This window comes from Streptomyces sp. NPDC056296 (assembly GCF_042268605.1).
Classification (GTDB): Bacteria; Actinomycetota; Actinomycetes; order Streptomycetales; family Streptomycetaceae; genus Streptomyces.
Map to the genome: position 1 here is coordinate 29836 of NZ_JBHJRX010000051.1, position 23379 is coordinate 53214.

A 23379-nucleotide genomic window follows, 5' to 3' on the forward strand; every position below is an offset into this window, starting at 1 on the left:
CCCTACGGCCGTCCGCCCGGGCGGGGGGCCGGCCAATGGGGCCCCCCTTCGTGCCCACCCCGCTGCCCCCGCCCGTGGCAGCCCCACCACCAGCCCCACGCACCCCCCCTCCCCCCCCCCCCCCGGTACCGGCCGCGGCCGGCAGGGCGGTCGACCTGGGAGGTCGGTCGACGCTGCGGACGATGTGGCGCTCCGCCGGGTCGTCCTCACAGCCCGCGAGGCCCGGGAGGACATCGAGGGGGAGCGAGGTCAGCGCCGCCCACCAGCAGAGTCTCCCGTCCGAGACGGGTGAGTCGGGGCCGGGCCGGTGCCACGATGTCTGTTCTGCCATGTGCGCACGCTCCTTCGACGATGAGGTTTCCAGCAGAGGCCTAGTGGCCCATGCCGAGGCCCCCGTCGACCGGCAGCACCGCGCCGGTGACGTAACCCGCCTGCTCCGAGGCGAGCCACAGCACTGCGGAGGCCACCTCCGACGGTCGGGCACTGCGGCCCAGCGGGACGTCCTGCAGGATGCGGTCGCGTTGCCGCGCGGACAGCGCCTCCGTCATGTCGGTGTCGACGAGTCCGGGGGCCACCACGTTCGCGGTGATGCCGCGCGGCCCCAGTTCCCGGGCGAGCGACCGGGCGAGCCCCACCAGGCCCGACTTGCTGGCCGCGTAGTTCGCCTGCCCGGCCGAGCCGCGCAGACCGGCGACGGACGAGACGAACACCAGGCGGCCGCGCCGGCGCCCGACCATGGTTTCGGCGGCCCGCCGGGCGACGCGGAAAGCACCGCCGAGGTTGGTGTCCAGCACCCGGCCGAAGTCGTCGTCGGACATGCGCAGGATCAGCCGGTCGTCCGTGACGCCCGCGTTGGCGACCACGGCGTCCAGCGGGCCATGGGCTTCCTCCGCGGCGGTGACGGCCTTGTCGATCTGGTCCGGGTCCCGCACATCACAGGTGAGGCCGAGCAGGCCGTCGGGCACACCGCTGCCCCGGTGCGTGACGGCGACCCGGTCGCCCTGCTCGGCGAACGCCCGCGCGACGGCGAGTCCTATGCCACGGTTGCCGCCGGTGACGAGGATCGAACGGGTCATGTGGTACCACCGTCTTTCGCGCGGTTCGGTATGCCGCGGCGACAGGCCGGCCGCGGGAACAGGACAGGGACGGCTCCGGCGCCCGGGATCGCCTCGCGCATCAGACGGCCACCTCCTGGGCGAGGGTCGCGTAGCCGCCGCGGTGGTACACCAGCGGAGCCGCGGGATCGCCCCGGGTGTGCAGCGCCTCCACGCGGCCGAGGACGATGACGTGGTCGCCGCCCGGATACCGGTGCTCGACCCGGCAGTCGACCGAGAGCAGAGCTCCGGACACCAGGACGTTGCCCGTGCGGCCGACGCGGGTGCCGAGGATCTGCTGCGCGGCCGGACCACCGGGGCGGTCGTGTGCGGCGAAGACGGCCGAGAGGTCCTCCTGGCCGCTCGCCAGCACGTTGACGGTGAAGGCCCCGTGCTCGTCGATCCGCTGCCGCATCCGGCCGTGTGCGCCGATGCTGATGAGCAGCAGGAGTGGATCGAGGGACACCGATGTCACCGAGCTGGCGGTGAGCGCCTCGGTGCGGTCACCGCTGCCGCACGTGATGACCGTGACGCCGGTCGGCATCAGGCCCATCGCCCGGCGGTAGGTGGCGCCGTCGGGACGCAACTGCGCGGGGGGTGCGCCGCCACCGGCGGCCATGGCTGCGCTGATGGTCATGTACGGCTCCCTGCGCGGCCGGCGCCGCCCCGCTTGTGCACGAGGCAGCTGACCCGCGCGGTGCAGGTCAGGCGTCCTTTGTCGTCGGTGACGGACACGGCGTACGTCGCGACGCGGTCTCCTTGGTGCAGGGGCGTGCAGACTCCGGTGACCGGACCGCCCCGGGCGGGGCGGTGATGGGTGCAGGACACCTCAAGACCGACCACCGCACCGTGCGGCGCCACATGGAGGGCAGCCGCGATCGATCCGAGGGTCTCGGCCAGGACCGCGTTGGCTCCACCGTGGAGCCAGCCGAAGGGCTGCTGGTTGCCCTTGACCGGCATGGTCGCCACGAGGCGTTCCGGGTCCCAGGAGACGACCTCGATACCCATGCGGACGATCAGCTGGTCGTCGTGGAGGTCGGGCGGGATGGACAGGATGGTGCGGGGCGGCTCGGCGGCACTGTCCGGCGGTCCGGGCGGTGACATGACCGCCGATGTGCCGGCCGCCGGTGCGGAGTGGTTCTCCATACGTGTCTCCGTTGGGTGGAGGGGGAAGAGGTGCTGGTCCGGGCCCGTTTCAGGGCGCCTGTGTGAACGCGCCGCGTGCAGCCTGCGCGGTAGCCCACAGCGAACCGAGTCCGTGCAGCCGCCCGATGCCGGCCGATGCCGGTGCGCCCGCGTCCGCCGCCGCGCGCAGATCGACGGTCACCGCTGTGTCCGGTGCCGGACCCGGCTCGGCCCGGCGCAGCAGCAGGGCCACCGCCGCGTCGTGCTCGGGAGGGTTCCGGTCGGCCGACGGCAGGTGACGCCGGACGGCGGCTGTGCGCTGCGTGGCCACCAGCTCGACACCGACGAGCAGCAGTTGGTCCACCTCTTCGTCGGCGAGCATCAGTTCGGCCGTCTCGAAGGCCTCGGGCATCGAGGCGGCGTCGACCGACAGACAGGTGAGAGCGCCGCGCAGGCCGTGTTCACGGCTGACGTAGCCGAGGATGGACGTCGGCACCGACTGGTAGAAGAGCAGCGGGTTGTGTGCCCGGCCCTCCTGGAGCCGTTGACCCGCCAGATCAGTGGTGGTGGCGTCGCCGAACAGGGTCACGAGCAGGACGGCGGTACGGTCGGCGAACCGCGCCGGCCCGGCGGGTGCCGCATCGGCCAGGCAGCGATCCACCGCCGCACGGACCAGCGGGTTGAAACGGGACTCGATGAAGCCGGGAACGGCCGGTGGGCCGTCCTCACCCACGGGCCGCGGAACGGCCGCGGCCCCCACCACGAGGGCCGGTGCGCGCAGGTTCTCGGATGCGGTCGGGGTGGTCATGGGCGCTCCAGCACGATCGCGGTGTTGACGCCGCCGAAGGCCGCGTTGGCGGTGAGCACGCGGCGTACGTCGGCCGTCCGCGGTTCGTCGGGTATCCAGTCCAGGTCGCACGCGGGGTCCGCGGCGGTGTGTCCGGCCGTGGGCGGGAGGATCCCGTGACGCAGGGCGTACAGGCTGATCGCGGCCTCGACGGCGCCCGAACCCTCCAGCATGTGACCCGTGGTGCTCTTGGTGGAGCTGACCGGCACGGTGCGGGCCGCCGTCCCGAAGGTCCGGTGCAGGGCGGCCGTCTCGGCACTGTCGTTGATCTTGGTTCCGGTGCCGTGGGCGTTGACGTAGCCGATCTCCTCGGGTGCCGCGCCCGCGTGCCGGATCGCGGTCGTCATGGCCGTGGACAGGCCCCGCCCCTCCGGGTGCGGCTGGCAGACGTGGTGCGCGTCGGAGGCGATGCCCCATCCGCCGATCCGGGCGAGCGGTTCCCCACCACGGGTACGGACCCGGGATGCCGACTCCAGGACCAGTGCGGCGACACCGTCGCCCAGCAGCAGGCCTGTGCGGTCGGCGGAGAACGGACGGACCTGGCCGTCGGTGGCGAAGGCCCGGCCCGAGTCGAACTTGGCGAAGAACTCGCGCTCCACCAGATACGCCCCCGCGCACAGCACGGTGTCGGCACGGCCCGAGCGGATCAGCCGCGCGCCGTGGATCAGCGCGTTGGCCGAGGCGACGCAGGCGTTGACGAACGCCAGGCGTCGGCCGGTGACACCGAGGTCGGACGCGACGAGCCCGGGCAGCGCCGCGGGCAGGCTCTCCACCACACGCTGGTCGACGCCGTCGTCGGCGCCGTGCTGCCGCCCGGACCAGAACGTGGTCACCTCGCGATGGTCCCCCTGGGTGCCGACGAGCACGTCGACGTTCGGGTGCCCGGCCAGCCCGGCCATGTCGAGCGCGGCTCGCCCGCAGGCGACGAGGGCTTCGCGCTGACTCGGGGTCTGTTCGGGGCCGACGCCGGGCAGCGGGGCGGTTGCGGGGACGGCGGCATACCGTCCCCGGAACGGGCCGGTGTCGAAGCGCTCGACTCGGCGGAACGCCGGGCGGCCCGCGAAGACGCCTGTGCGCAGCGCCTCCTCGCCGAAACCGTGCGCGGTCAGGACGCCGTACCCGGTGACGAGGGCGTCGTCGGGTGCGGTGGTCACGATCCGACGACCTCCCCCCGCGGTTCTCCCGCTCCCGCGAGAAGGCCGACTTGGGCACGCAGGAAGTCGTGGAGCGCGCCGACCGAGGTGATGTCGGCGGCCTGGGCGTGGTCGATCTCCAGCTCGATGCCGTGCTGTTCTTTCAGCTGGTAGAGGAACCACACCACGGTGAGCGAGTCGAGGACGACGTCTGCGTCGTCGGCGATGTCGTCAGGGTCCGCGGCGGGGATGATCTGGCTGAGCGCCAGCAGCCGCTTCACATCGAGCAGGCCGGGCGACTCCGGCCCGAACGACTCCGGCTCGGGCGAGGCCGCGGACGGGCCGCCGGCCGGGGCCTCGTCCGCGATGCGGGCCCGGATGCCGGCGACCAGTTCCCCGAGGGTCGTGTGGGCGAACCCGTCGACCGTCTCGTCATCGACCTGAATGCCGTACTCGCGCTCGACGTGGACCGTGAGCTCGACGAACGACAGCGACTCCAGTTCGAGGCCGTCGGCGCCCAGGGGGGTGGCCGGTGAGATCGTCGGCGGCAGGGGCATGTTGAGCATGTCCCGGATCACGCCGAGCACGAAGTCGGTGATGCGGTGGGTGTCTACGGTCGTCACGTCAGTTCCTCGGGTCAGGGATCATCAGGGCATCGGGTAGGGCATGGACCGGGTCCGTCGCCGCCGCGTAGTCCACGCCGTCGACGCCGAAGCCGTGCAGCTGCCGGGTGGTGGTGAGGTACGCCTCCAGGTCGCCCAGCTCCGCCAGGGTCGCCGCGTCGTGGACCTTGTCCCAGCGGCGCCGGATCTCCTCCTGCACGTCGCCGCGCATCTCGATGTCGTCCAGCCGGATACGGCCCTCGGCATCGACGATGGCGCGCGCCCCCGGGTAAAGGTGCTCCAGCAATCTGCGTGCCTGGTCGTCGGTGGTCTCCAGCAGGCCGGCTTCGCGGGTGACGCGGTGCAGCAGCAGGGTGTAGAGCGCCTGCACCGGCATGGCCTGGCTGGCGGGGGTCACCAGGGCGCGCATGACGGCCGCGTGTGCGGCGCCGCCGTGGGCCGCCATGCGCTGGTGCAGGGCGCGGGCCGTGGACTCCAGGTGCTGTTTCGCCCGGCCCAGGGTGCCGTCACGGTAGGTGGGAGCGAGCCAGGAGTTACCGACGTAGCTGAAGGCCACGGTGCGGGCGCCGGCGCGGAGCGCGCCGTGCTGTTCGAGGACGTCGATCCAGCGTTCCCAGTCCGCGCCGCCCATGACACGGACCGTGTCGTCGATCTCCTGCGGGGTGGCCGCCGGCGTGGTGTGGTGGCGGACGGACCCGGACGAGGCGTCGAACGCCTTCTCCGTGAAGGGCTCGCCGGTGGTCTTGATGACCGAACGGTGCACCCGGCCGGTGACCGGGTCGGTCCTGCGCGGCGCCGCGACGCTGTGCACGACCAGGTCGACGCCACCGAGTTCCCCGGCGACGAGCCGGGCGGTGCGCTCCTTCACCTCGTCGGCGAACGCGTCGCCGACGACCAGCCGGCCGTACAGCCCGGCCGCGGCCAGTTCACGCTGCGTGGCCGCGGCGTTGTACCAGCCGGCGGTGCCGGGCCGATTGGGGGCGCCCGGCCGTTCCAGACAGACGCCGACGGTGGCGGCCCCATGTCCGAAGGCCGCGGCGAGACGGGTCGCCAGGCCGAGTCCGGACGAGGCGCCGATGACGAGGACGGCGCGGGGTCCGGGTCGGCTGCCGCGGGCGCGGACGGCGTCGATGGTGCGGCGGACGAGGAGGCTGCGGCCGTCGGGGTGCGCGGTGGCCCACGTGGCGCCGCGCCGCACCGGCTCGATGATCACGGGGAACCTCCCGTCGAACCTGCCGCGGCCGGGCTGCTCGCCGCCGTGCCCTGCGCGGAGCGCAGCAGTTTCGCGGAACGCAGCAGCTTGCCGTTGGCGGTGCGCGGGAGGGCCGGCACGACGTGGATGCGCCGCGGGATCTTGAAGTTGCTGAGCCGTTCGCGGGCGAAGGCCATCAGGTCGGAGACCGTGGGGCCCTCGGGGGCCCCGACGTGCGCCTCGATGCCGCCCTCCGCGTGAACGACCACGACCTCACGGACGCAGGGGTGCAGCGCCAGTTCGTGCTCGATCTCCATCAGGTCGACCTTGAGCCCGCCGACTGCCACGAGCGAGTCCGAGCGGCCCATGATCCGCAGGGTGCCGTCGGCCTCGCAGTAGTGGGCGAGGTCCTTGGAGTTGAGCCAGCCGTCCACGTAGCGTTCGGTGCCCTCGTCCTGGAGGTACGGCGACCGGTCGAGCCGCACCCACAGCTCACCGCGCCGGACCCGGGTGTGCACCCCGGGCGCCACCCTGCCGACGACGGGCGGTGCGAACTCCCCGGTGAGGTCGGTGGCGACGATGCCGGTCTCGGTCATCCCGTAGGCCTGGCCGATGCGCAGGCCGTAGCGCTCCTCGAACCTTCGGTGCACGTCCTCACGGAGCCGTTCGCCGCCGCTGACGGCGAGACGGAGCCGGGGCGCCGCCGGCGGGTCGGGCACCCGGCCGAGCAGGTCGTAGTGGAAGGGGACGCCGAAGACCGCGTCGATGTCCTCCTCCGCGAGCGTCGCCGCGAGGGACGGCGGCTGGAGATGGGAGGTGAAGACGAGGGTGGCGCCGACGCTCATGGCGTGGAGCACACCGCCGATGAGACCCAGCGAATGCACGGTGGAGCTGAGCAGCAGCACACGCTCGCCCCGGCGCGGCATCCCGGGGATGCGCGAGAACGCGTCGAGCTCGCCGCGCAGGGCCGCGGCGGAACGCCCGATGACCTTCGGCCGGCCCGTCGAGCCGGAGCTGAACTGCACCAGGCAGTGGTCAGTGCGGGCCGGGGTTCCGTCGCGCCGCCACTCGACGTACACCTCGCACTCGTCCTGGAACTGTGTGGCGGTCTCGTCGGTGGTGTGGGCGTAGTACCGCGGCCGGCACAGGTCGAGAACGCGCCGCACCTCGGCGGGCTTGAGCCGGTGGTCGAGGAGCTGGACCTGGGCGCCCAGCGACCACAGGGCCAGGAGCGACCAGATGCCGGTGAGGCTGGGCGGCAGACGCAGGGCCACGGAGCTGCCCGGGCCTATACCGTGCGCGGCGAAGATGTCGATGCTCCGCGTCACCTGGCTTCTCAGCTCGGCCCAGGTCACGTCACGGCAGGTGCGGGCCCAGATGTCGTGGTCCGGCCGACTGCCCAGCAACTCGGCTCCCCACCAGGGGATCGACACGGGCTGGGAAACAGTCACGGGGATACCTCCAACGGCGAGTCGGGGGGACGGACCGGCCGTGCCCACGCCTGGGCCTCTTGGGCCCGGGCGGCGCGGCGTTCCCCGGGTGGGGGAGCCGCTTCGGGGCACGGCCGGTCTCGGTGACCGGGCTCCGCGGGGGATCGGAACCCGGTGGTTGACGGTGCGTCACTTCTCGACGCAGTACTCCTTGACCGGCCATCCGACGTGCCGCTTCTCGGTGGACACGTAGCCGAGGAGTTTGTCGCCCTGCTTCAGCTCGGTGACGTTGAGCACCGCGGCGCCGGGGCCCAGCACCCGGACGTGCCAGTCGTCCTGGACGGTGAGGCTGACCTCGGTGCCGTCCTCGGCGACCGCCTTGATGGTCAGCAGGGGGCGGGACTCCAGCTTGATCCGGCCCACCACGACACGGCGAGTACGGCCGTCGGCGCCCACGGCCAGGATCGGCGAGCCGGCCTTCAGCTCGCTGAGGTAGTTGGTCCGGTTGTCCAGGCCCAGGGTGTACGAGTGCAGGGCACCGGCGTTGACGCGGAACGGGCGGGTCGGCATGTAGGGCAGCGGGTGCGTCTCGCTGACGCACAGGACGAAGCCGTGGGCGTACGAGCCGACCAGGATGCCCTCGTCCTCCGCGAAGTGGGTCGAGGTGTCGACGCAGACCCGGTCGCCGAGACCGTTGTGCTCGATGGACTCCACCGTGAGCGTGGTGAGGTCCAGGTCCGGGGTCTGCACGCGCAGCAGCTCGGCGAAGCCGAAGACCTCGTTGGCGTCCTGGGGCGCGAACATGACGCCCTCGGAGCCCTTCTCCAGCACATCGAGGATGATGCCGGCCTCTTCGAGGTCGTTCGCCTGGCAGATGAGCTGGCCGGGCGTCTTGTCCGCGGCGGCGATCACGATCTCCAGCGGGATCTTGGTCGGGTCCTGGAACTGCACCACCGTGTACGGCAGTTCCCGCGCCGCGGAGCAGGCGAGCTTGAGCGTGGGGTCGTCGACGACGTCCACGAACGCGGCCGGCTCATGGCCGGTACCGGCGACGTCGAGCCGCAGCCGGTCGAGGTCGTCCGAGTGCGTGAGCCGGGTGAGGAGTACGTCCGGCGTGGCCGGGGCGTCCTCGGCGGGAGCCGCCACGGCCGACGGGGAGAGCTGCTGCGACGGCAGCAGTACGCGCTTGACGGTGGGGGGCAGCGCGGCCAGGCGGCCGGGCTCGTCGGCGACGATGCCCTCGATCTTCGCGTGGATCGCGGCCTCGACGACCGCGTCGTAGTGCTCGGCGGGGACGCCGCGGAGGTCAATCCATCCAAACTTCACCGGGAACCTGCCAATGCGTGAGAGGGAGAGGAGGCGGGAAAAGAAGAGATTTCGGTCAGGACCCGGTTCGGGTCGCCGGGCGGGCAGTGCACGACGGCCGCCAGTTCCTGGACCGCCCTGCGGGGGTCGGTGTGCTGGAAGACGCGGCGTCCGACGGCGAGGCCGCTGCAACCGGCCTCCAGCGCGGCACGGGCGTAGTCCGTCAGTTCGCCGCTGCCCGGAGGGCCGCCGGCGACGAGGACCGGGATCGGGCTGCTGGCCACCACGTCGGCCATCGCGCCGAAGGGGGCCGACCAGGTCGTCTTCACCAGGTCCGCGCCCAGGTCGGCGGCGATGTTGACGACATGGGCCAGGGTCGTGGGGTCATGCGGATCCGAGATCCGCGGACCCCGCGGGTACACCATGGCCAACAGGGGCATGCCCCAGCGCTCGCAGGCGCTCGCCACGGTGCCGAGATCGGCCAGTTGCTCGGCCTCGGTGTCCGATCCCACGTTCACATGGACGCTGACGGCATCGGCACCGAGCCGGATCGCGTCCTCCACGGAGCCGACGAGCACCTTCGCATCGGCGTCCCGGGCGTGTGGCGTGCTGCCGCTGAGATGGACCACGAGAGCGCTGCCCCGCAGCGACCGCGGGTCGATACCCCGTGCCCGTCCCTTGTGTACGACGACGGCGTCCGCGCCGCCGGCCACCACTTCGTGGACCAGTTGCTGGAAGCGCTGTTCGTCGGCGATCGGACCGTCCGCCAGCGAATGGTCCAGCGGAACGAAGAGATAACGCCCGTCCTGCGGTCCGAGCCTGCTCAATCTCAGATGTTTTCCGGGGGGCCAGCGTGACATTCAGGACCTCATTTCCTCGACGACGCCCCAACGATCACCCGTCGCGTCGGCGGCGCCAAGGCCCGAATACCCTGCCCGACCCGGGCGCCGGAATTCCGTTGGGCGGGTGCACCGTTCGAGGGGGCCAGGGTGCGCCATTCGGTCAGGGCGGCCGGGTCTGTCGGCCCGTGCCGGTCGCCCGGAAGGATCCGATGCGCGATTCCATGCGCACCCTCCGCCGATTCAGCGGGAATTCTCGTTCCTGTCAGCCCAAGGAGAAGACGAATGTCGGACCATCCACCGAGCTCGACGGCATGTGTGGTGGGGGCGGGCCCCGCCGGACTGCTGCTCGCCCTGCTCCTCGGCCGTGCCGGCCATCGCGTCACCGTGCTGGAGCGCAGCCCTCGGATCGACCTGACCCGGCAGGCGGGCGCGCCGGTGCTGCAGCCCGTCACCCTGCGCGTCCTGGAGCGCGCCGGTCTCCTGGACGAGGTCCGGGCAGGCGCCGGCGAGATCAGCAGCGGCGAGGTCAGCGTGCGGGGGCGGCAGGTCGCCCGGTACGCCTACAGCGACCTGCCCGATGTGCCCCTGCCCTACGCGCTCACCGTGCCGGTCACCGCTCTGCGGGGTGCGCTGCTGGCGGCCATCGGCGAACTGCCCGGCGTGGAGCTACGGCTGGGCGCCGAAGTGACGGAGCTGATGGGCGGTGAAGGCGCGCGGCGCGAGCTGGTCTTCCGGGACGCCGACGGCACGCATCTGCTGCGGCCGGACTTCGTCGTCGGCTCCGACGGCAAGTTCTCCACCGTGCGCGGCCTCGCCGAGATCCCCACCCACGTCTTCCCGTACGACAAGGGATACCTGGACTTCCTGGTGCCCGCCCCGCCCGGCTGGGGCGCCCGCATCACCATGCACTTCACGGACGATGCCTACGTGCTGTCCATGCCGTACCCCGGGGACCGGCTCATCGTCGTGTGGATCACCCGGGAGCAGCAGGTCGACGCCGCCCTCGCGGCCCCGTTCGCCGAGCTGGCCGGGAGGCTCGTCGAGGCGGCTCCCGAGCTGGCGGCCGTCTTCGCGCCGCAGGTGGCCGCACGCGGCTGGGACGAGGTGCCGCACCGCCAGGTCCAGCACCACATGGTGCGCCCCGACCGCTGGCTGGACGGCAACGTCCTGCTCATCGGAGACAGCGCACACGCGATGCACGCGTTCGGCGGGCAGGGGCTCAACACCTCTCTGCAGGACGCGGCATGGGCGGCCGAAGGCATCCTTCGGGCCGCGGCCGACAGCGGTTCGACACGATTCCTTCAGGAGGTGCTGAGCCTGCGCGTGCCCTTCGTCGAGGACTTCCAGGAGATGCAGCGCACCACGCTCGCCCCGCTCCCCGGTGAACAGGCCACGGAGCACGGTGACGCGCTGCCGGACTTCCTGCCCATGGTGCTGGGACAGCCCGAGCTGCGTCCGCTGTGGGCCGGCGTCCTGGAAGGGGTGCTGGGGTGACCTCGCCGCTCACGGCTCCGTCGGGGACGTCCCGCCGCACGTTCGGCGCGGGGCTGCCGACTGACGCGTATCTGCGGCGGCTCGGCCACGACCAGCCGCTGGAACCGTCCGTCGACTGCCTGAGATCCCTGGTGCGGGCCCATCTGAGGGTCGTGCCGTACGAGATGCTCGACGCCCTGGACGGACGGCGGCCCGCGCTGGATCTTCCCGGTGTCTTCGACAAGGTGGTGCTCCGCCAGGAGGGCGGGACGTGCCTGGAGAGCACCCCGCTGCTGGGCCGCTTTCTGCGCGACGCCGGGTTCGGGGTGCGGCTGGTGGCGGCTCAGGCCTGGCGCGTCAACGGCCAGTGGGCTCCACGCTGGGACCACCTGCTGCTCCTGGTGGAGGCGGAGGGGGCCGAGTGGGTCGTCGACGTCAGCTTCCTGATGCTGACGATCCTGGAACCCCTGCGCGCCGACGGCGGCGAGCACACCCAGTCCGGCTGGACGTACCGGGTGGACACCGCCGACGGGCACCGCGTCGTGGTGCGCCGCACGCCGGACGGCGGCTGGGTGCCGGTCTACCGCTTCACCTCTCGGCCACTGGAGCTCGCCGACTACGAGTGGATCGTCGACTACCACATGGATGCCGCCGATTCCCCCCTCACGGGCAGCCTGCTGTGCTCCAGGGTGGTGCCGAACGGCAAGCTGATTTTGATGCGGGAGAACTTCGTCCGCGCCGAACACGGCCGGGAACACGTCGAATATCTCGCCACCGCAGCGGAGGCCGAAAAGGCCATTTCCGCGGTGTTCTACGGCCATGAAGAGCAGCTTGTGGAAAGAGCTGTGCGGTTGTGGGAAAGCACCCGCAAGAACCGCCGTGCGCCTCTTCCCGGAATCGGCTGATCAATTCCCGCTGTGGGGTTCCGCATGAACGGGCTCGCTGGAAAACAGACAGGAACTGCATGATGCGAACTGCCGACCAACGGCAAGAGAAATTCCACGGCGTGGGAATCCGCGCCGTGGGCGCCTACCTTCCCGAGAAAGTCCTCAGCAACGTCGACCTGGAAGAGATTCTCATCACCCGGGACGACTGGATACGGGAGAACATCGGCGTCGAGACCCGTCGCGTGGCGGCCGACGACGAGTGGACCTCCGATCTCGGCGCCCGGGCCCTGCGGGACGTCTGTGACCGTGCCGGGATCACGCCCGCCGACGTGGACCTGGTGATCTGCGGCACGTACACCCCCGACAACATGGCGCCGCCCACGGCGATGCTCGTCATCGACAAGGCCGGCGCGACCGGCGCGACCGGCTTCGACGTCAACAGCGGTGCCTGCCCCGGCAGTGTGTTCGCGCTGGACGTGGGCGCCAAATACGTCGCCTCGGGCGCCTACCGCCGGGTCGCGGTGGTGATGGCCGACGTCAGCACCAAGACACTGGACTGGAAGGACGTCGGCCCCGCCGTCATCTTCGGCGACGGCGCGGCGTGCTACCTGCTGGAGCCGTGCGCCCCGGGCACCGGGATCGGTCCCACGTTGCTGCGCAGCGACCCGACGCGGTACCGGGCGGTGTGGGTGGCGCGGGAGGAACGCCGCGCCCGGGACGGCCGGACCCGGCAGAGCGCGTTCGGTGACAACTTCGCCCAGCTGTCCGGCCCTGCGGTGCGGGAGTTCGCCGTGGGCGAGGTGCCCGGCTTCATCGAGGAGTTGCTGGCCGGCAACGGGCTCACTCCGTCCGACGTGGACCTCTTCGCCCTGCACCAGGCCAATCTGTACATCGTCCACGGCATCGTGGACGCGTTGGGCGTGCCCCAGGACCGGACGGTGACGAACGTCCAGAAGTACGGCAACACCTCGGGCGCCAGCGTCCCTCTGGTGCTGCGCGACGCGCTCGACAACGGCAGGATCTCCCCCGGGGATCTCGTCGTGCTGGCCGCCTTCGGGTCCGGGGTGAGCATGGGGGCCACCCTGGTGCGCTGGTGCGGCGAGGGGGACTTCGGCACACCGGACCCGTCCTCCGCGGAGTTCGCCGGGGCGGTGGGGGCGGCATGACGGGCCCCGGCACCCCCCTGGCGCCCGAGGGGAGCGGCGTCGGCATCGCCCGGCGGTCACACGGAACGCCCGCGGCCATCCTCGGAGTCGGCACCTATGTACCGTCGCGGCTGGTCAGCAACGCCATGCTGTGCGAGCGGATCGACAGCTCCGACGAGTGGATCCGCAGCCGCTCCGGCATCCGGACCCGCTACTGGGCCACGGAGGAGGAGACCGTCGAGGAGATGGCGGTCTCCGCGGCGGCCCAGGCCGTGGCGAACTCGGGGCTGACGCCCGAGCAGATCGACTGCGTGATCGTGTCCACCGTCTCCCACCTGCGGCAGTTTCCTTCGCTCGCCGTCGCCGTGGCGCACCGCCTCGGCACCCTGGCGCCCGGGGCGTTCGACATCACCGCGGGATGTGCCGGTTTCTGCTACGGGCTTTCGCTCGCCGCCGACCTCGTCGGCGCGGGCAGTGCCCGGCACGTTCTCGTGATCGGTGTCGAACGGCTCTCGGAGCAGCTCGATCCGGAGGACCGGACGACTGCCTTCCTCTTCAGCGACGGGGCGGGCGCGTTCGTGGTGGGCCCGTCCGACGAACCGGGCATCGGGCCCGTCGTATGGGGATCCGACGGTTTCCACAAGGACACGATCCGGCAGAGCACCTCATGGGCGTCACTGCGCGACGCGAGGGACGCACCCTGGCCGGTGATCGCCATGGAAGGACGCGAAGTCTTCAAGTGGGCCGCGTACGAGATGGGCTCGGTGGCCCAGCGGGCGCTGGAGCAGGCGGGCGTGGGCGTCCAGGACCTCGCTGCCTTCGTCCCTCATCAGGCCAACCTCCGCATCACCGAGGAATTGGTGAAGGGCCTGGCGCTACCGGAACACGTCGCGGTAGCCCGCACCATCGTCGACTACGGAAACTCCTCGGCGGCGTCCATCCCCACCGCCGTGCACCGCATGCTCGCCGACGGTGACGCGGAGCCGGGCGGCCTCGCCCTGCTGCTCGCCTTCGGCACCGGTCTCGTCTACGCCGGGCAGGTCGTCCGGCTTCCTCCGGCCCCACCCGAGCCACCCCGGCCGGCCGTTCCCGCGTCGCGGTCGGCCGAACCGGCATCACACACACCGTTCGACAACCAAGGAGCAGCAGTATGAACAGGGACGACGTCTTCCGCACCCTTACGGAGATCCTCGACGAGGTCGCCGAGGTGCCGGCCGAAAGGGTCACCCCCGACGCCTCGTTCACCGACGACCTGGAGCTGGACTCGCTGGCCGTGGTCTCGGTGTTCGTCCTGGTCCAGCGCAGGTTCGGGCTGGACGTGCCCAACGAGGACGCCGACGCCCTGACGACGGTGCGCGCGGCGGTCGACTACCTGGAGAGCCGCGTCACCGCGGCCGTGTGACCAAGGACCCCCACGGGCCGGCCCACCGCACAGCGTCGTGCGCGGGTCGGCCCGTCCGTTCCCCGGTTCATCCGCCGGCCTGTACCGGAACTCTTGAGGAGCCCGAAGCATCATGGCCAACCGCCAGCAGCCCAGTTCCCTGCCGATCCACAAGTACGGCCGTTACGAGCAGGTCGACATCCCCGACCGCACCTGGCCGAACCGGCGCGTCACCACCGCCCCCCGCTGGCTCTCCACCGACCTGCGCGACGGCAACCAGGCGCTGATCGACCCCATGTCGCCCGCCCGCAAGCGCGCGATGTTCGACCTGCTGGTCAAGATGGGCTACAAGGAGATCGAGGTCGGTTTCCCCGCGTCCGGGCAGACCGACTTCGACTTCGTACGGTCGATCATCGAGGAGCCGGGCGCCATCCCGGACGACGTGACGATCTCCGTGCTGACCCAGGCCCGCGAGGATCTGATCGAGCGCACGGTGGAGTCCCTGCAGGGCGCCAAGCGGGCCACCGTCCACCTGTACAACGCCACCGCCCCCGTCTTCCGCCGGGTCGTCTTCCGCGGCTCGCGGGACGACATCAAGCAGATCGCGGTCGACGGCACCCGTCTGGTGATGGAGTACGCGGAGAAGCTGCTGGGGCCGGAGACGGAGTTCGGCTACCAGTACAGCCCCGAGATCTTCACCGACACCGAGCTGGACTTCGCCCTGGAGGTCTGCGAGGCGGTGATGGACACCTACCAGCCCGGCCCCGGCCGCGAGATCATCCTCAACCTGCCGGCCACCGTGGAGCGTTCCACGCCGTCCACCCACGCGGACCGCTTCGAGTGGATGGGCCGCAACCTGTCCCGCCGCGAGTACGTCTGCCTGTCGGTCCACCCGCACAACGACCGCGGTACGGCGGTGGCGGCGGCCGAGCTGGCGGTCATGGCCGGCGCCGACCGCGTCGAGGGCTGCCTGTTCGGACAGGGCGAGCGCACCGGCAACGTCGACCTGGTCACCCTGGGCATGAACCTGTTCTCCCAGGGCGTCGACCCGCAGATCGACTTCTCCGACATCGACGAGATCCGTCGTACGTGGGAGTACTGCAACCAGATGGGCGTCCACCCGCGTCACCCGTACGTGGGCGACCTGGTCTACACGTCCTTCTCCGGCTCCCACCAGGACGCCATCAAGAAGGGCTTCGACGCCATGGAGGCCGACGCGAAGGCCAAGGGCGTCACCGTCGACGACATCGAGTGGGCGGTCCCCTACCTGCCGATCGACCCCAAGGACGTCGGCCGCTCCTACGAGGCGGTCATCCGCGTCAACTCGCAGTCCGGCAAGGGCGGCATCGCCTACGTCCTGAAGAACGACCACAAGCTGGACCTGCCGCGCCGGATGCAGATCGAGTTCTCCAAGCTGATCCAGGCCAAGACGGACGCCGAGGGCGGCGAGATCACGCCGACGGCCATCTGGGACGTCTTCCAGGACGAGTACCTGCCCAACCCCGAGAACCCGTGGGGCCGTATCCGGCTCAAGAACGGCCGGACCACGTCCGGGACCGACGGTGTGGACACTCTCATCGTGCAGGCCACCGTCGACGGCACGGAGACGACCTTGACCGGCTCGGGCAACGGTCCGATCTCGGCCTTCTTCGACGCCCTGCAGTCCATCGGCGTCAACGCCCACCTACTGGACTACCAGGAGCACACGATGAGCGAGGGCGCCTCAGCGCAGGCCGCCTCCTACATCGAGTGCGCGATCGACGGCAAGGTCCTGTGGGGCATCGGAATCGATGAGGACGCCGTCCGGGCGTCCTTCGGGGCGGTCGTGTCGGCCGTCAACCGGGCCTGCCGTCGTGACGCTGTCGGCTATGTGCGGGAGGCCCCGCGCAACAGTGCCCAGACTTCCCTGGCCGCCTGAGCTGCCGACGGCCTGTCGGGCATCGACACCCAGTGGGTGAACACGCCGACGAAGGCCCCTGCCAGGTAGTGCGCACGCAGTTCGAGTGACGGGTCGGCCGCCGGGAGACCGGCGTCCGACCCGCTCAACTGCACGGCCACCTCGTGCGCCAGCAGTTCACGGAGCCGGTTGATGAAGCGGGCGGCACCGCTCGGGCCCAGCATCCGCTGGTAGAGCGTGTCGTTCGCTTCCACGTGGCGGAAGAGGGCCACCAGTTCTTTCGGGGCACGCCCCGCTGCCCTGGTCAGTGGGCACTGCGCCGCCGCACGCGCCAGACGGCCCACTTCCTCCTCCATCGCGTCGAGGAGGAGGGCGTCACGATCGCGGTAGTGCAGGTAGACCGTCGCGCGGTTCACCGTCGCCCGCTCGGCGATGTCGGCGATGGTCAGCGCTTCCACGTCGCGTTCCGCGGCGAGTTCCAGCGCCGCGGAACGCAGAAGGGCGCGGGTACGCCGGACGCGGGGGTCCATGCGCTCGGCGGTCGCGGTCGGCTTGTTCGGCATGGAACCAGCATAGGTGATGCACGACAGATGCTGAATAAGCAACGTGAGTCGTGTATCGCTGGATGGTCAGGGCGGCCGACACGTCACGCCCAGGTGATGAGCCGTTTGGGCTGTTCCAGGATCGCGGCTACGTCGGCCAGGACCTTGGAGCCCAGCTCGCCGTCCACCAGGCGGTGGTCGAAGCTGAGGGCCAGTGTGGTGACCTGTCGTGGTCTCACCTTGCCCTTGTGGACCCATGGCTGCGGTTTGATCGCGCCGATGGCGAGGATCGCGGACTCGCCGGGGTTGAGGAGGGGGGTGCCGGTGTCGACGCCGAAGACGCCGACGTTGGTGATGGTGACCGTGCCGCCCTGCATGGCGGCGGGGGTGGTTCTGCCGTCGCGTGCCGTCGACACCAGCTCGCCGAGTGCCTGCGCGAGCTGTGGGAGTGTCTTGGCGTGGGCGTCCTCGATGTTCGGGACGATCAGACCGCGCGGGGTCGCCGCGGCGATGCCCAGGTTCACATAGTGCTTCTGGACGATCTCCTGGTTGGCCTCGTCCCAGGACGCGTTGACGTCCGGGTTCCGCTTGATCGCCACCAGCAGGGCCTTGGAGATCAGCAGCAGGGGGTTCACGCGCAGGCCCGCGAACTCCGTGTCCTGCTTGAGCTCCTCGACCAGCTTCATCGTGCGTGTCACGTCGACCGTCACGAACTCGGTCACGTGCGGCGCTGTGAACGCCGAGCCGACCATCGCCGCGGCCGTCGCCTTGCGGACGCCCTTGACGGGGATACGGGTCTCCCGGGCCGTGTCGTACGCGAGCACCGGCGCAGGAGCGGCGACCGGGCCGGCCGGGGCCGCGGGGGCCACCGCGGCGTGCACGTCCTCGCGGGTGATGATGCCGTCGGGGCCGGTGGGCGTCACCGTGGCCAGGTCGACGCCCAGGTCCTTCGCCAGCTTGCGCACCGGCGGCTTGGCCAGCGGCCGGGGCTCGCTTGTGAGCACCGTGTCGGACCATGAAGCCGGTGCAGTGCTGCCCTTGCGCGGGCGGCGCTCGGTGGTGGACGCGGCCACGCCGTAGCCGACCAGCACCGGCTGGCGGCCGGGCGCTTCCGCGATCACGGGGGTGTCCGCCGCCGTTGTGCGTACCGTGATGATCGGCACGCCCACAGCGACGACATCCCCTTCACCGCAGCGGAGCTCGTCGACCACTCCGTCGTACGGGCTGGGCAGTTCGACGGCCGCCTTGGCGGTCTCGACCTCGCACACCACCTGGCCGTCGGTGACCGTGTCGCCCGGCTGTACGTACCACTTGAGGATCTCGGCCTCGGTCAGCCCCTCGCCGGGATCGGGCATCTTGAACTCGCGTATCACAGGTCTTCTCCCTCAGTACGCCAGAGCACGGTCGACGGCGTCCAGCACCCGGTCCAGGTCCGGCAGGTACTCCTCCTCAAGACGCGCCGGCGGATACGGCGCGTGGTAGCCGCCGACCCTCAGGACCGGGGCCTCCAGGTGGTAGAAGCAGCGCTCCGTGATCCGGGCGGCGATCTCCGCACCCGAACCGAAGAACACCGGCGCCTCGTGGACCACGACCAGGCGGCGGGTCTTCTCCACCGACGCCTGGATGGAGTCGAAGTCGATCGGGGACACCGAACGCAGGTCCACAACCTCCAGGGACTTGCCCTCCTCGGCCGCCGCACCGGCGACCTCCTGGCACAGCTTCACCATCGGCCCGTACGCGGCCAGGGTGAGGTCGGAGCCCTCACGGACGACCCGAGCCTTGTGCAGCGATCCCGGGATCGTCTCGGTGTTGACCTCGCCCTTGTCCCAGTAACGCCGCTTCGGCTCGAAGAAGATCACCGGGTCGTCGCTCTGGATGGCCTGCTGCATCATCCAGTAGGCGTCCGCCGCGTTCGACGGCGAGACGACCTTCAGACCGGCCACATGCGCGAACAGGGCTTCTGGCGACTCCGAGTGGTGCTCGACGGCGCCGATGCCGCCACCGTAGGGGATGCGGATGACCACCGGCATCTTGACCTTGCCCAGCGAGCGGGCGTGCATCTTCGCCAGCTGCGTGACGATCTGGTCGTACGCCGGAAAGACGAACCCGTCGAACTGGATCTCCACCACCGGCCGGTAACCACGCAGGGCCAGACCGATGGCCGTCCCCACGATGCCCGACTCCGCCAGCGGGGTGTCGATGACCCGGCTCTCGCCGAAGTCCTTCTGCAAACCGTCCGTCACCCGGAAGACACCGCCGAGCTTGCCGACGTCCTCGCCCATGATCAGGACCTTGGGGTCCGACTCCAGCGCGCGGCGCAGCGATTCGTTGATCGCCTTGGCCAGCGCCATCTTTTCGGCTGCCATGTCAGACCCCCTCGGCCTTTGCGAACGACGCCTGGTAGGCGGCGAACTGGGCCCGCTCCTCGTCGACGAGCGCGTGCCCGTCCGCGTACACGTTCTCGAAGATGGCGAACCGGTCCGGGTCCGGCATGGCACGGACCGCCTCGCGGACTCGTTTGCCCAACGCCTCGCTCTCCGCCTCCAGTTCCGCGAAGAATCCGTCGTCCGCGTGGTTTGAAGCCTCCAGATAGGCGCGAAGGCGCAGGATCGGGTCCTTCGCCTCCCAGGCCTGACGTTCCTCGTCGCCGCGGTAGCGGGTGGGGTCGTCGGAGGTGGTGTGGGCGCCCATGCGGTACGTGTACGCCTCGACCAGTGTCGGTCCCTCGCCGGCGCGGGCGCGCTCCAGCGCCCACTTCGTCACGGCCAGGCAGGCCAGGACGTCGTTGCCGTCGACCCGGACACCCGGGAAGCCATAGCCCTGCGCACGCTGGTAAAGCGGCACCCGGGTCTGCTTCTCCGTCGGCTCCGAGATCGCCCACTGGTTGTTCTGACAGAAGAACACCACCGGCGCGTTGTGAACGGCTGCAAACGTAAACGCCTCGGCGACATCGCCCTGGCTGGTCGCGCCGTCACCGAAGTAGGCGGCGACCGCCGAGTCCGCTCCGTCCTTGGCCACTCCCATCGCGTAGCCGGTGGCGTGCAGCGTCTGGGAGCCGATGACGATCGTGTAGAGGTGAAAGTTGTTGCTGCTCGGGTCCCACCCGCCGTGGTCCACGCCCCGGAACTGGGCCATCAGCGCAGCCGGTTCGACGCCGCGGCACCAGGCGACGCCGTGCTCGCGGTACGTGGTGAAGACGTAGTCGTCGTCTCGCAGGGCGCGGCCGGAGCCGATCTGGGCGGCCTCCTGGCCGAGCAGCGATGGCCACAGGCCCAGCTCGCCCTGGCGCTGCAGGGAGGTGGCCTCGGCGTCGAAGCGCCGGGTGAGCACCATGTCGCGGTAGAGGCCGCGCAGGTCAGCGGCGGTCACATCGGCCGTGAACCCGTCGTACTCCGTGTTCCCGATCCGCTCACCCCACGGGGTGAGCAGTTGTACGGCCCGCGGTTCGCTCCCGGGGCACGCCGGCGCTGTCATCTCGTTGGCTCCTTCGGCTGTCGATCGCCACTCGTGCGCTGCGCGCTCCCGGTGGCCGGCGCGTCCGTCCGCGCAGTCGGTCGTGAAGGGCCCGGCCGGCCTGTCGCTCGTGGCGATCCGCAGGGGAGCCGGCCGGGCCTGTCGGGCACGGGATCGCCGCCCTGCCATGCCTACCAAGGCGGCCCGCCGGTGCGGGAGGCCTGGATGGCGCGCCCGAGCGGGCCGGTCACCCGGTCACCGCCCGGGGGCATCGGGGGCGTCGATGTGCCAGCCCGGACGGCGTTGTCCGGGGGCCCGAGCACCCGTGACAGTGGGCACTTCGAGCCGGTACGCCGATCAAGGGAGTGTCCTGGTGGACGTAGCGGACCGGCACCGACGACAGCGACGGAGAAGCGATGCTCATCGCCGAGAGACTGGCCGGTCCGCTGCCCGCCTACCGGGTCCGCGTCGAGCGGGACGCCGTCCGGCGTTTCGCCGACGCCATCGGCGCGGCGGACGACGTGCACCACGACAGTGCGGCGGCGAGGGCCGCCGGCCACCGCGACGTCTTGGCGCCGCCCACGTACCTGTTCGGCGTCGATCTCGAACGGGGCGACGTACTGCGCCGGCTGGCCGATGCGGGCGCCGATCCGGCGTCCTGCCTCCACGTCTCACAGGAGTTCGGTTACGACTCGTCCGTCTGTGCCGGTGACACGCTGCTGCTGTCGCCGTCCTTCGCCGTGCCCTCGCTGCCCGGCCGTGGCCCCAGGGAGTTCGTGGCCCGGGACACGGTGGTCCGTCGTCCCGACGGCGGTCGGGTGGCGTGGCTGCGCCAGGTCGTGGCGGTACAGGCGCGGGCGACGACCGGGAGCGCGGCATGACGGCGACGGACGCCTTCGCCACGTGTCCCGGTGCGGAACTGCCCGCGCTGCGGCTGCCCGCGGTCACCCCTGAGCTGGCGGCCGCGTTCGCCGGTGCGTCCGGAGACACCAACCCGATCCATCTGGACCCCGAAGCGGCGCGCGTCGCGGGGCTGCCCGGTGTGATCGCCCACGGCATGCTGACGATGGCGCTGCTGGGCCGACTGGTGACGTCATGGGCGTCCCAGGACCGGCTGCGTGCGCTGCGGACCTCTTTCGTGGCACCGGTGCCGGGCGGTGACGCGATCACCTGCACCGGGACGGTGACCGACGTGACGCGGACCGGGGACGGGGACTGCCGGGCGGTGGTCCGGCTCGTCGCCCGCCGTTCGGACGGCAGGACGGTGGCGCGCGGTGTGGCGGAAGTGGCCGTCGACCCCGTTCCCGGGGAGGAGTTGCCCGATGCGGTCGCCTGATGTCCGCCGCTACCTCGACCGCCTGCGGATCGATCACACCGGTCGCCCCAGTGTGGAGGGGTTCAGGGCGCTGCACGCCGCGCACGTGGAGCGCGTGCCGTACGAGACGCTCGACTTCCAGTTGGGCCGTCGTACGTCCATGGCTCCGGAGGACTCGGTGGAACGTGTCCTGACGGGCCGCGGCGGTTACTGCTTCCACCTCAACGGAGCCTTCGCGCAACTGCTGACGGCGCTCGGCTACGAGGTGACGTGGCACCGCGGCGGAATCCAGGTGGACCGGGACACGCCCGCACCGGGCGCGAACGGCAACCATCTGACCCTCACCGTGTCGGTGGGGGGTGAGACCTGGCTCGCCGACGTCGGTATGGGGGACGCCCTGCATGAGCCGTTGCCGTTGCGGGCGGGTGTGTACGAGCAGGGTCCGTTCCGGTACCGGCTCCGGCGGTCGGCGGCGGAACCGGGCGGGTGGCGCCTCGACCACCACGCGCACGGCAAGTTCGCGGGCATGGACTTCTCGACCGCGTCGGCCGCCGCGCCCGACTTCCAGGCCATGCACCGGGTGATGTCCATGTCGCCGGCCTCGGTGTTCGTGCGGATCGCCTCGGTGTACCGGCGGGACGCGGACGGTGTCGACGGCCTGTGCGGGTGTGTGCTGAGCCGCGTCGACCGCTCCGGCAGCCGAACGGTGCACGAACTGACCTCGGCCGACGAGTGGTGGGACACCGTGGCGGGGGTGTTCGGGCTGACCCTGGACGATCTGAACGCGGAGGACCGCGCGCGCCTGTGGGACTGGCTGGTCCGCTCTCACGCGATCAGGCTTCGCATCAGGGCGGAGCGGGAACAGCCCCCGGCCGGTGCCACGTGACGGCCGGGGGGACCGCCGGGGGCAAGACGGATCCGTACGGCCCTGACTCCGGGCGGGTCGCCGCCGACTGGGCCGAGGCCGGACGGGTCTACGACGTGCTCGGAACACCGGTCCCGGTCTGGCGGGGCCGGCTGGCTGACGAGCCGGGCGATGAGGACCTGCGCCTGTTGTCCGCACAGGAGTCCGCCCGCTACCGGTCGTTCCACGCCCCCGTCCTGGCCGCACGCTACGCGGGGGCGCATGCCGCGCTGCGCCGTGCTCTGGCGTCCGTGCTGCACACGGATCCCGCCGCGATCGAGTTCGGCCGTGACCCGTGCCCGGTCTGCGGTGAGCGGAAGCACGGCCGCCCGACGATCACGTTCCCGGTCACCGGCGTGCAGTTCAGCCTGTCCCATTCGGGCCCCGACTGGCTGTGTGCGGTGGCCGACGGCACCGCGGTCGGAGCAGACGTCGAGCGCCTGCGTCGCCAGGTGCCGTCGGGACTGCACGAGGCGGTGCTCAGCCCCGCCGAGCGGTCCTATCTGACGAGCCGTCCCCCTGAGACGTGGCCGGCCGAGTTCGCCCGGTGCTGGACCCGCAAGGAGGCGGTCGTGAAGGGCAGCGGCGTCGGGGTGGCGACCGATCTGCGCCGCGTGGAGGTACGCCCGGACCGCGCGACAGCACTGGTCGGCCACCGGGGTGCCGAGGGCGGGCCGGACACCTGGGCGGTGCGGGACCTGCCCGCGGGACCCGGCCACCGTGCGGCGGTCGCCGTGGCCGTCGTACGGCGTTGAGACGCCGTGGCCGGAGCGCGCTGCCCCGGCCGGGGG

22 protein-coding genes and 2 pseudogenes are annotated in these 23379 nt (G+C 71.4%); 10 read left to right on the forward strand and 14 right to left on the reverse strand.

What is annotated here, in order from left to right:
- Positions 1-371: 371 nt before the first annotated feature.
- From fabG to ACFCZF_RS31045, 10 genes are all read right to left on the reverse strand, one after another.
- Positions 372-1076: a 3-oxoacyl-ACP reductase FabG gene (gene fabG, locus ACFCZF_RS31000; RefSeq protein ID WP_376674438.1), complete on the reverse strand. Its 705-nt coding sequence runs from the start codon at positions 1074-1076 to the stop codon at positions 372-374.
- Between the two features lie 100 nt (positions 1077-1176).
- Positions 1177-1731, reverse strand: coding sequence for a flavin reductase family protein (locus ACFCZF_RS31005; RefSeq protein ID WP_376674439.1), 555 nt, complete (start codon positions 1729-1731; stop codon positions 1177-1179).
- On the reverse strand, positions 1728-2240 hold the full coding sequence (locus ACFCZF_RS31010) for a PaaI family thioesterase (RefSeq protein WP_376674440.1): 513 nt from the start codon (positions 2238-2240) through the stop codon (positions 1728-1730). The genes ACFCZF_RS31005 and ACFCZF_RS31010 overlap by 4 nt, the downstream gene beginning before the upstream one ends.
- Before the next feature lie 49 nt (positions 2241-2289).
- Positions 2290-3027, reverse strand: coding sequence for a ketosynthase (locus ACFCZF_RS31015; protein WP_376674441.1), 738 nt, complete (start codon positions 3025-3027; stop codon positions 2290-2292).
- The gene (locus tag ACFCZF_RS31020; RefSeq protein ID WP_376674442.1) at positions 3024-4220 is read right to left on the reverse strand and encodes a beta-ketoacyl-[acyl-carrier-protein] synthase family protein; all 1197 of its coding nucleotides are present in this window, start codon (positions 4218-4220) and stop codon (positions 3024-3026) included. Before ACFCZF_RS31020 ends, ACFCZF_RS31015 begins: the two co-directional genes overlap by 4 nt.
- A complete protein-coding gene (locus ACFCZF_RS31025) occupies positions 4217-4822 on the reverse strand; it encodes an acyl carrier protein (RefSeq protein WP_376674443.1) in 606 nt (201 codons plus the stop codon). The genes ACFCZF_RS31020 and ACFCZF_RS31025 overlap by 4 nt, the downstream gene beginning before the upstream one ends.
- A 1-nt stretch (position 4823) precedes the next feature.
- The gene (gene fabV / locus ACFCZF_RS31030) at positions 4824-6035 is read right to left on the reverse strand and encodes an enoyl-ACP reductase FabV (protein ID WP_376674444.1); all 1212 of its coding nucleotides are present in this window, start codon (positions 6033-6035) and stop codon (positions 4824-4826) included.
- Positions 6032-7465, reverse strand: a complete 1434-nt coding sequence (locus ACFCZF_RS31035) for a class I adenylate-forming enzyme family protein (RefSeq protein ID WP_376674445.1) — start codon at positions 7463-7465, stop codon at positions 6032-6034. The genes fabV and ACFCZF_RS31035 overlap by 4 nt, the downstream gene beginning before the upstream one ends.
- A 168-nt stretch (positions 7466-7633) precedes the next feature.
- Positions 7634-8770 carry a 3-dehydroquinate synthase II family protein gene (locus tag ACFCZF_RS31040; protein WP_376674446.1) on the reverse strand — a complete coding sequence of 379 codons (1137 nt, stop codon included), beginning with the start codon at positions 8768-8770 and terminating at the stop codon, positions 7634-7636.
- A complete protein-coding gene (locus ACFCZF_RS31045; RefSeq protein WP_376674447.1) occupies positions 8767-9609 on the reverse strand; it encodes a 2-amino-3,7-dideoxy-D-threo-hept-6-ulosonate synthase in 843 nt (280 codons plus the stop codon). Before ACFCZF_RS31045 ends, ACFCZF_RS31040 begins: the two co-directional genes overlap by 4 nt.
- A 264-nt stretch (positions 9610-9873) precedes the next feature.
- Between ACFCZF_RS31045 and ACFCZF_RS31050 the strand changes: the two genes are divergently transcribed.
- The 6 genes and pseudogenes from ACFCZF_RS31050 to leuA all read left to right on the forward strand — a co-directional run.
- The gene (locus ACFCZF_RS31050; protein ID WP_376674448.1) at positions 9874-11085 is read left to right on the forward strand and encodes an FAD-dependent monooxygenase; all 1212 of its coding nucleotides are present in this window, start codon (positions 9874-9876) and stop codon (positions 11083-11085) included.
- A complete protein-coding gene (locus ACFCZF_RS31055; RefSeq protein WP_376674449.1) occupies positions 11082-11969 on the forward strand; it encodes an arylamine N-acetyltransferase in 888 nt (295 codons plus the stop codon). The genes ACFCZF_RS31050 and ACFCZF_RS31055 overlap by 4 nt, the downstream gene beginning before the upstream one ends.
- 101 nt (positions 11970-12070) lie before the next feature.
- Positions 12071-13117 (forward strand): 3-oxoacyl-ACP synthase III family protein, encoded by a 1047-nt coding sequence (locus ACFCZF_RS31060; protein ID WP_376674450.1) that lies wholly within the window; start codon positions 12071-12073, stop codon positions 13115-13117.
- Positions 13114-14151: pseudogene (locus tag ACFCZF_RS31065) on the forward strand (beta-ketoacyl-ACP synthase III); the annotation flags it as partial. The gene ACFCZF_RS31060 and the pseudogene ACFCZF_RS31065, both read left to right, overlap by 4 nt.
- A 95-nt stretch (positions 14152-14246) precedes the next feature.
- The gene (locus ACFCZF_RS31070; RefSeq protein ID WP_361925905.1) at positions 14247-14498 is read left to right on the forward strand and encodes a phosphopantetheine-binding protein; all 252 of its coding nucleotides are present in this window, start codon (positions 14247-14249) and stop codon (positions 14496-14498) included.
- Positions 14499-14610: 112 nt separating this feature from the next.
- Positions 14611-16329: pseudogene (gene leuA, locus ACFCZF_RS31075) on the forward strand (2-isopropylmalate synthase); the annotation flags it as partial.
- Between the two features lie 14 nt (positions 16330-16343).
- Here leuA and ACFCZF_RS31080 read toward each other — a convergent pair.
- From ACFCZF_RS31080 to pdhA, 4 genes are all read right to left on the reverse strand, one after another.
- On the reverse strand, positions 16344-16937 hold the full coding sequence (locus tag ACFCZF_RS31080) for a TetR/AcrR family transcriptional regulator (protein WP_376674451.1): 594 nt from the start codon (positions 16935-16937) through the stop codon (positions 16344-16346).
- Between the two features lie 83 nt (positions 16938-17020).
- A complete protein-coding gene (locus tag ACFCZF_RS31085) occupies positions 17021-18271 on the reverse strand; it encodes a dihydrolipoamide acetyltransferase family protein (protein ID WP_376674474.1) in 1251 nt (416 codons plus the stop codon).
- Between the two features lie 30 nt (positions 18272-18301).
- Positions 18302-19282 (reverse strand): alpha-ketoacid dehydrogenase subunit beta, encoded by a 981-nt coding sequence (locus tag ACFCZF_RS31090; RefSeq protein WP_376674452.1) that lies wholly within the window; start codon positions 19280-19282, stop codon positions 18302-18304.
- A 1-nt stretch (position 19283) separates the two neighbouring features.
- Positions 19284-20390, reverse strand: coding sequence for a pyruvate dehydrogenase (acetyl-transferring) E1 component subunit alpha (gene pdhA / locus ACFCZF_RS31095; protein ID WP_376674453.1), 1107 nt, complete (start codon positions 20388-20390; stop codon positions 19284-19286).
- A 395-nt stretch (positions 20391-20785) separates the two neighbouring features.
- Here pdhA and ACFCZF_RS31100 point away from each other — a divergent pair, with 395 nt between their 5' ends.
- Genes ACFCZF_RS31100 through ACFCZF_RS31115 form a run of 4 tightly spaced genes read left to right on the forward strand, consistent with a single transcriptional unit; the run spans position 20786 to position 23343 of the window.
- Positions 20786-21250: a MaoC family dehydratase N-terminal domain-containing protein gene (locus ACFCZF_RS31100; RefSeq protein WP_376674454.1), complete on the forward strand. Its 465-nt coding sequence runs from the start codon at positions 20786-20788 to the stop codon at positions 21248-21250.
- Entirely contained in the window at positions 21247-21705 is a 459-nt protein-coding gene (locus ACFCZF_RS31105) for a MaoC/PaaZ C-terminal domain-containing protein (protein ID WP_376674455.1), read from the forward strand. The genes ACFCZF_RS31100 and ACFCZF_RS31105 overlap by 4 nt, the downstream gene beginning before the upstream one ends.
- Complete coding sequence (locus ACFCZF_RS31110) at positions 21692-22570, forward strand: arylamine N-acetyltransferase (protein WP_376674456.1); 879 nt, start codon at positions 21692-21694, stop codon at positions 22568-22570. Before ACFCZF_RS31105 ends, ACFCZF_RS31110 begins: the two co-directional genes overlap by 14 nt.
- Complete coding sequence (locus tag ACFCZF_RS31115; protein WP_376674457.1) at positions 22567-23343, forward strand: 4'-phosphopantetheinyl transferase family protein; 777 nt, start codon at positions 22567-22569, stop codon at positions 23341-23343. Before ACFCZF_RS31110 ends, ACFCZF_RS31115 begins: the two co-directional genes overlap by 4 nt.
- Positions 23344-23379: the final 36 nt, after the last annotated feature.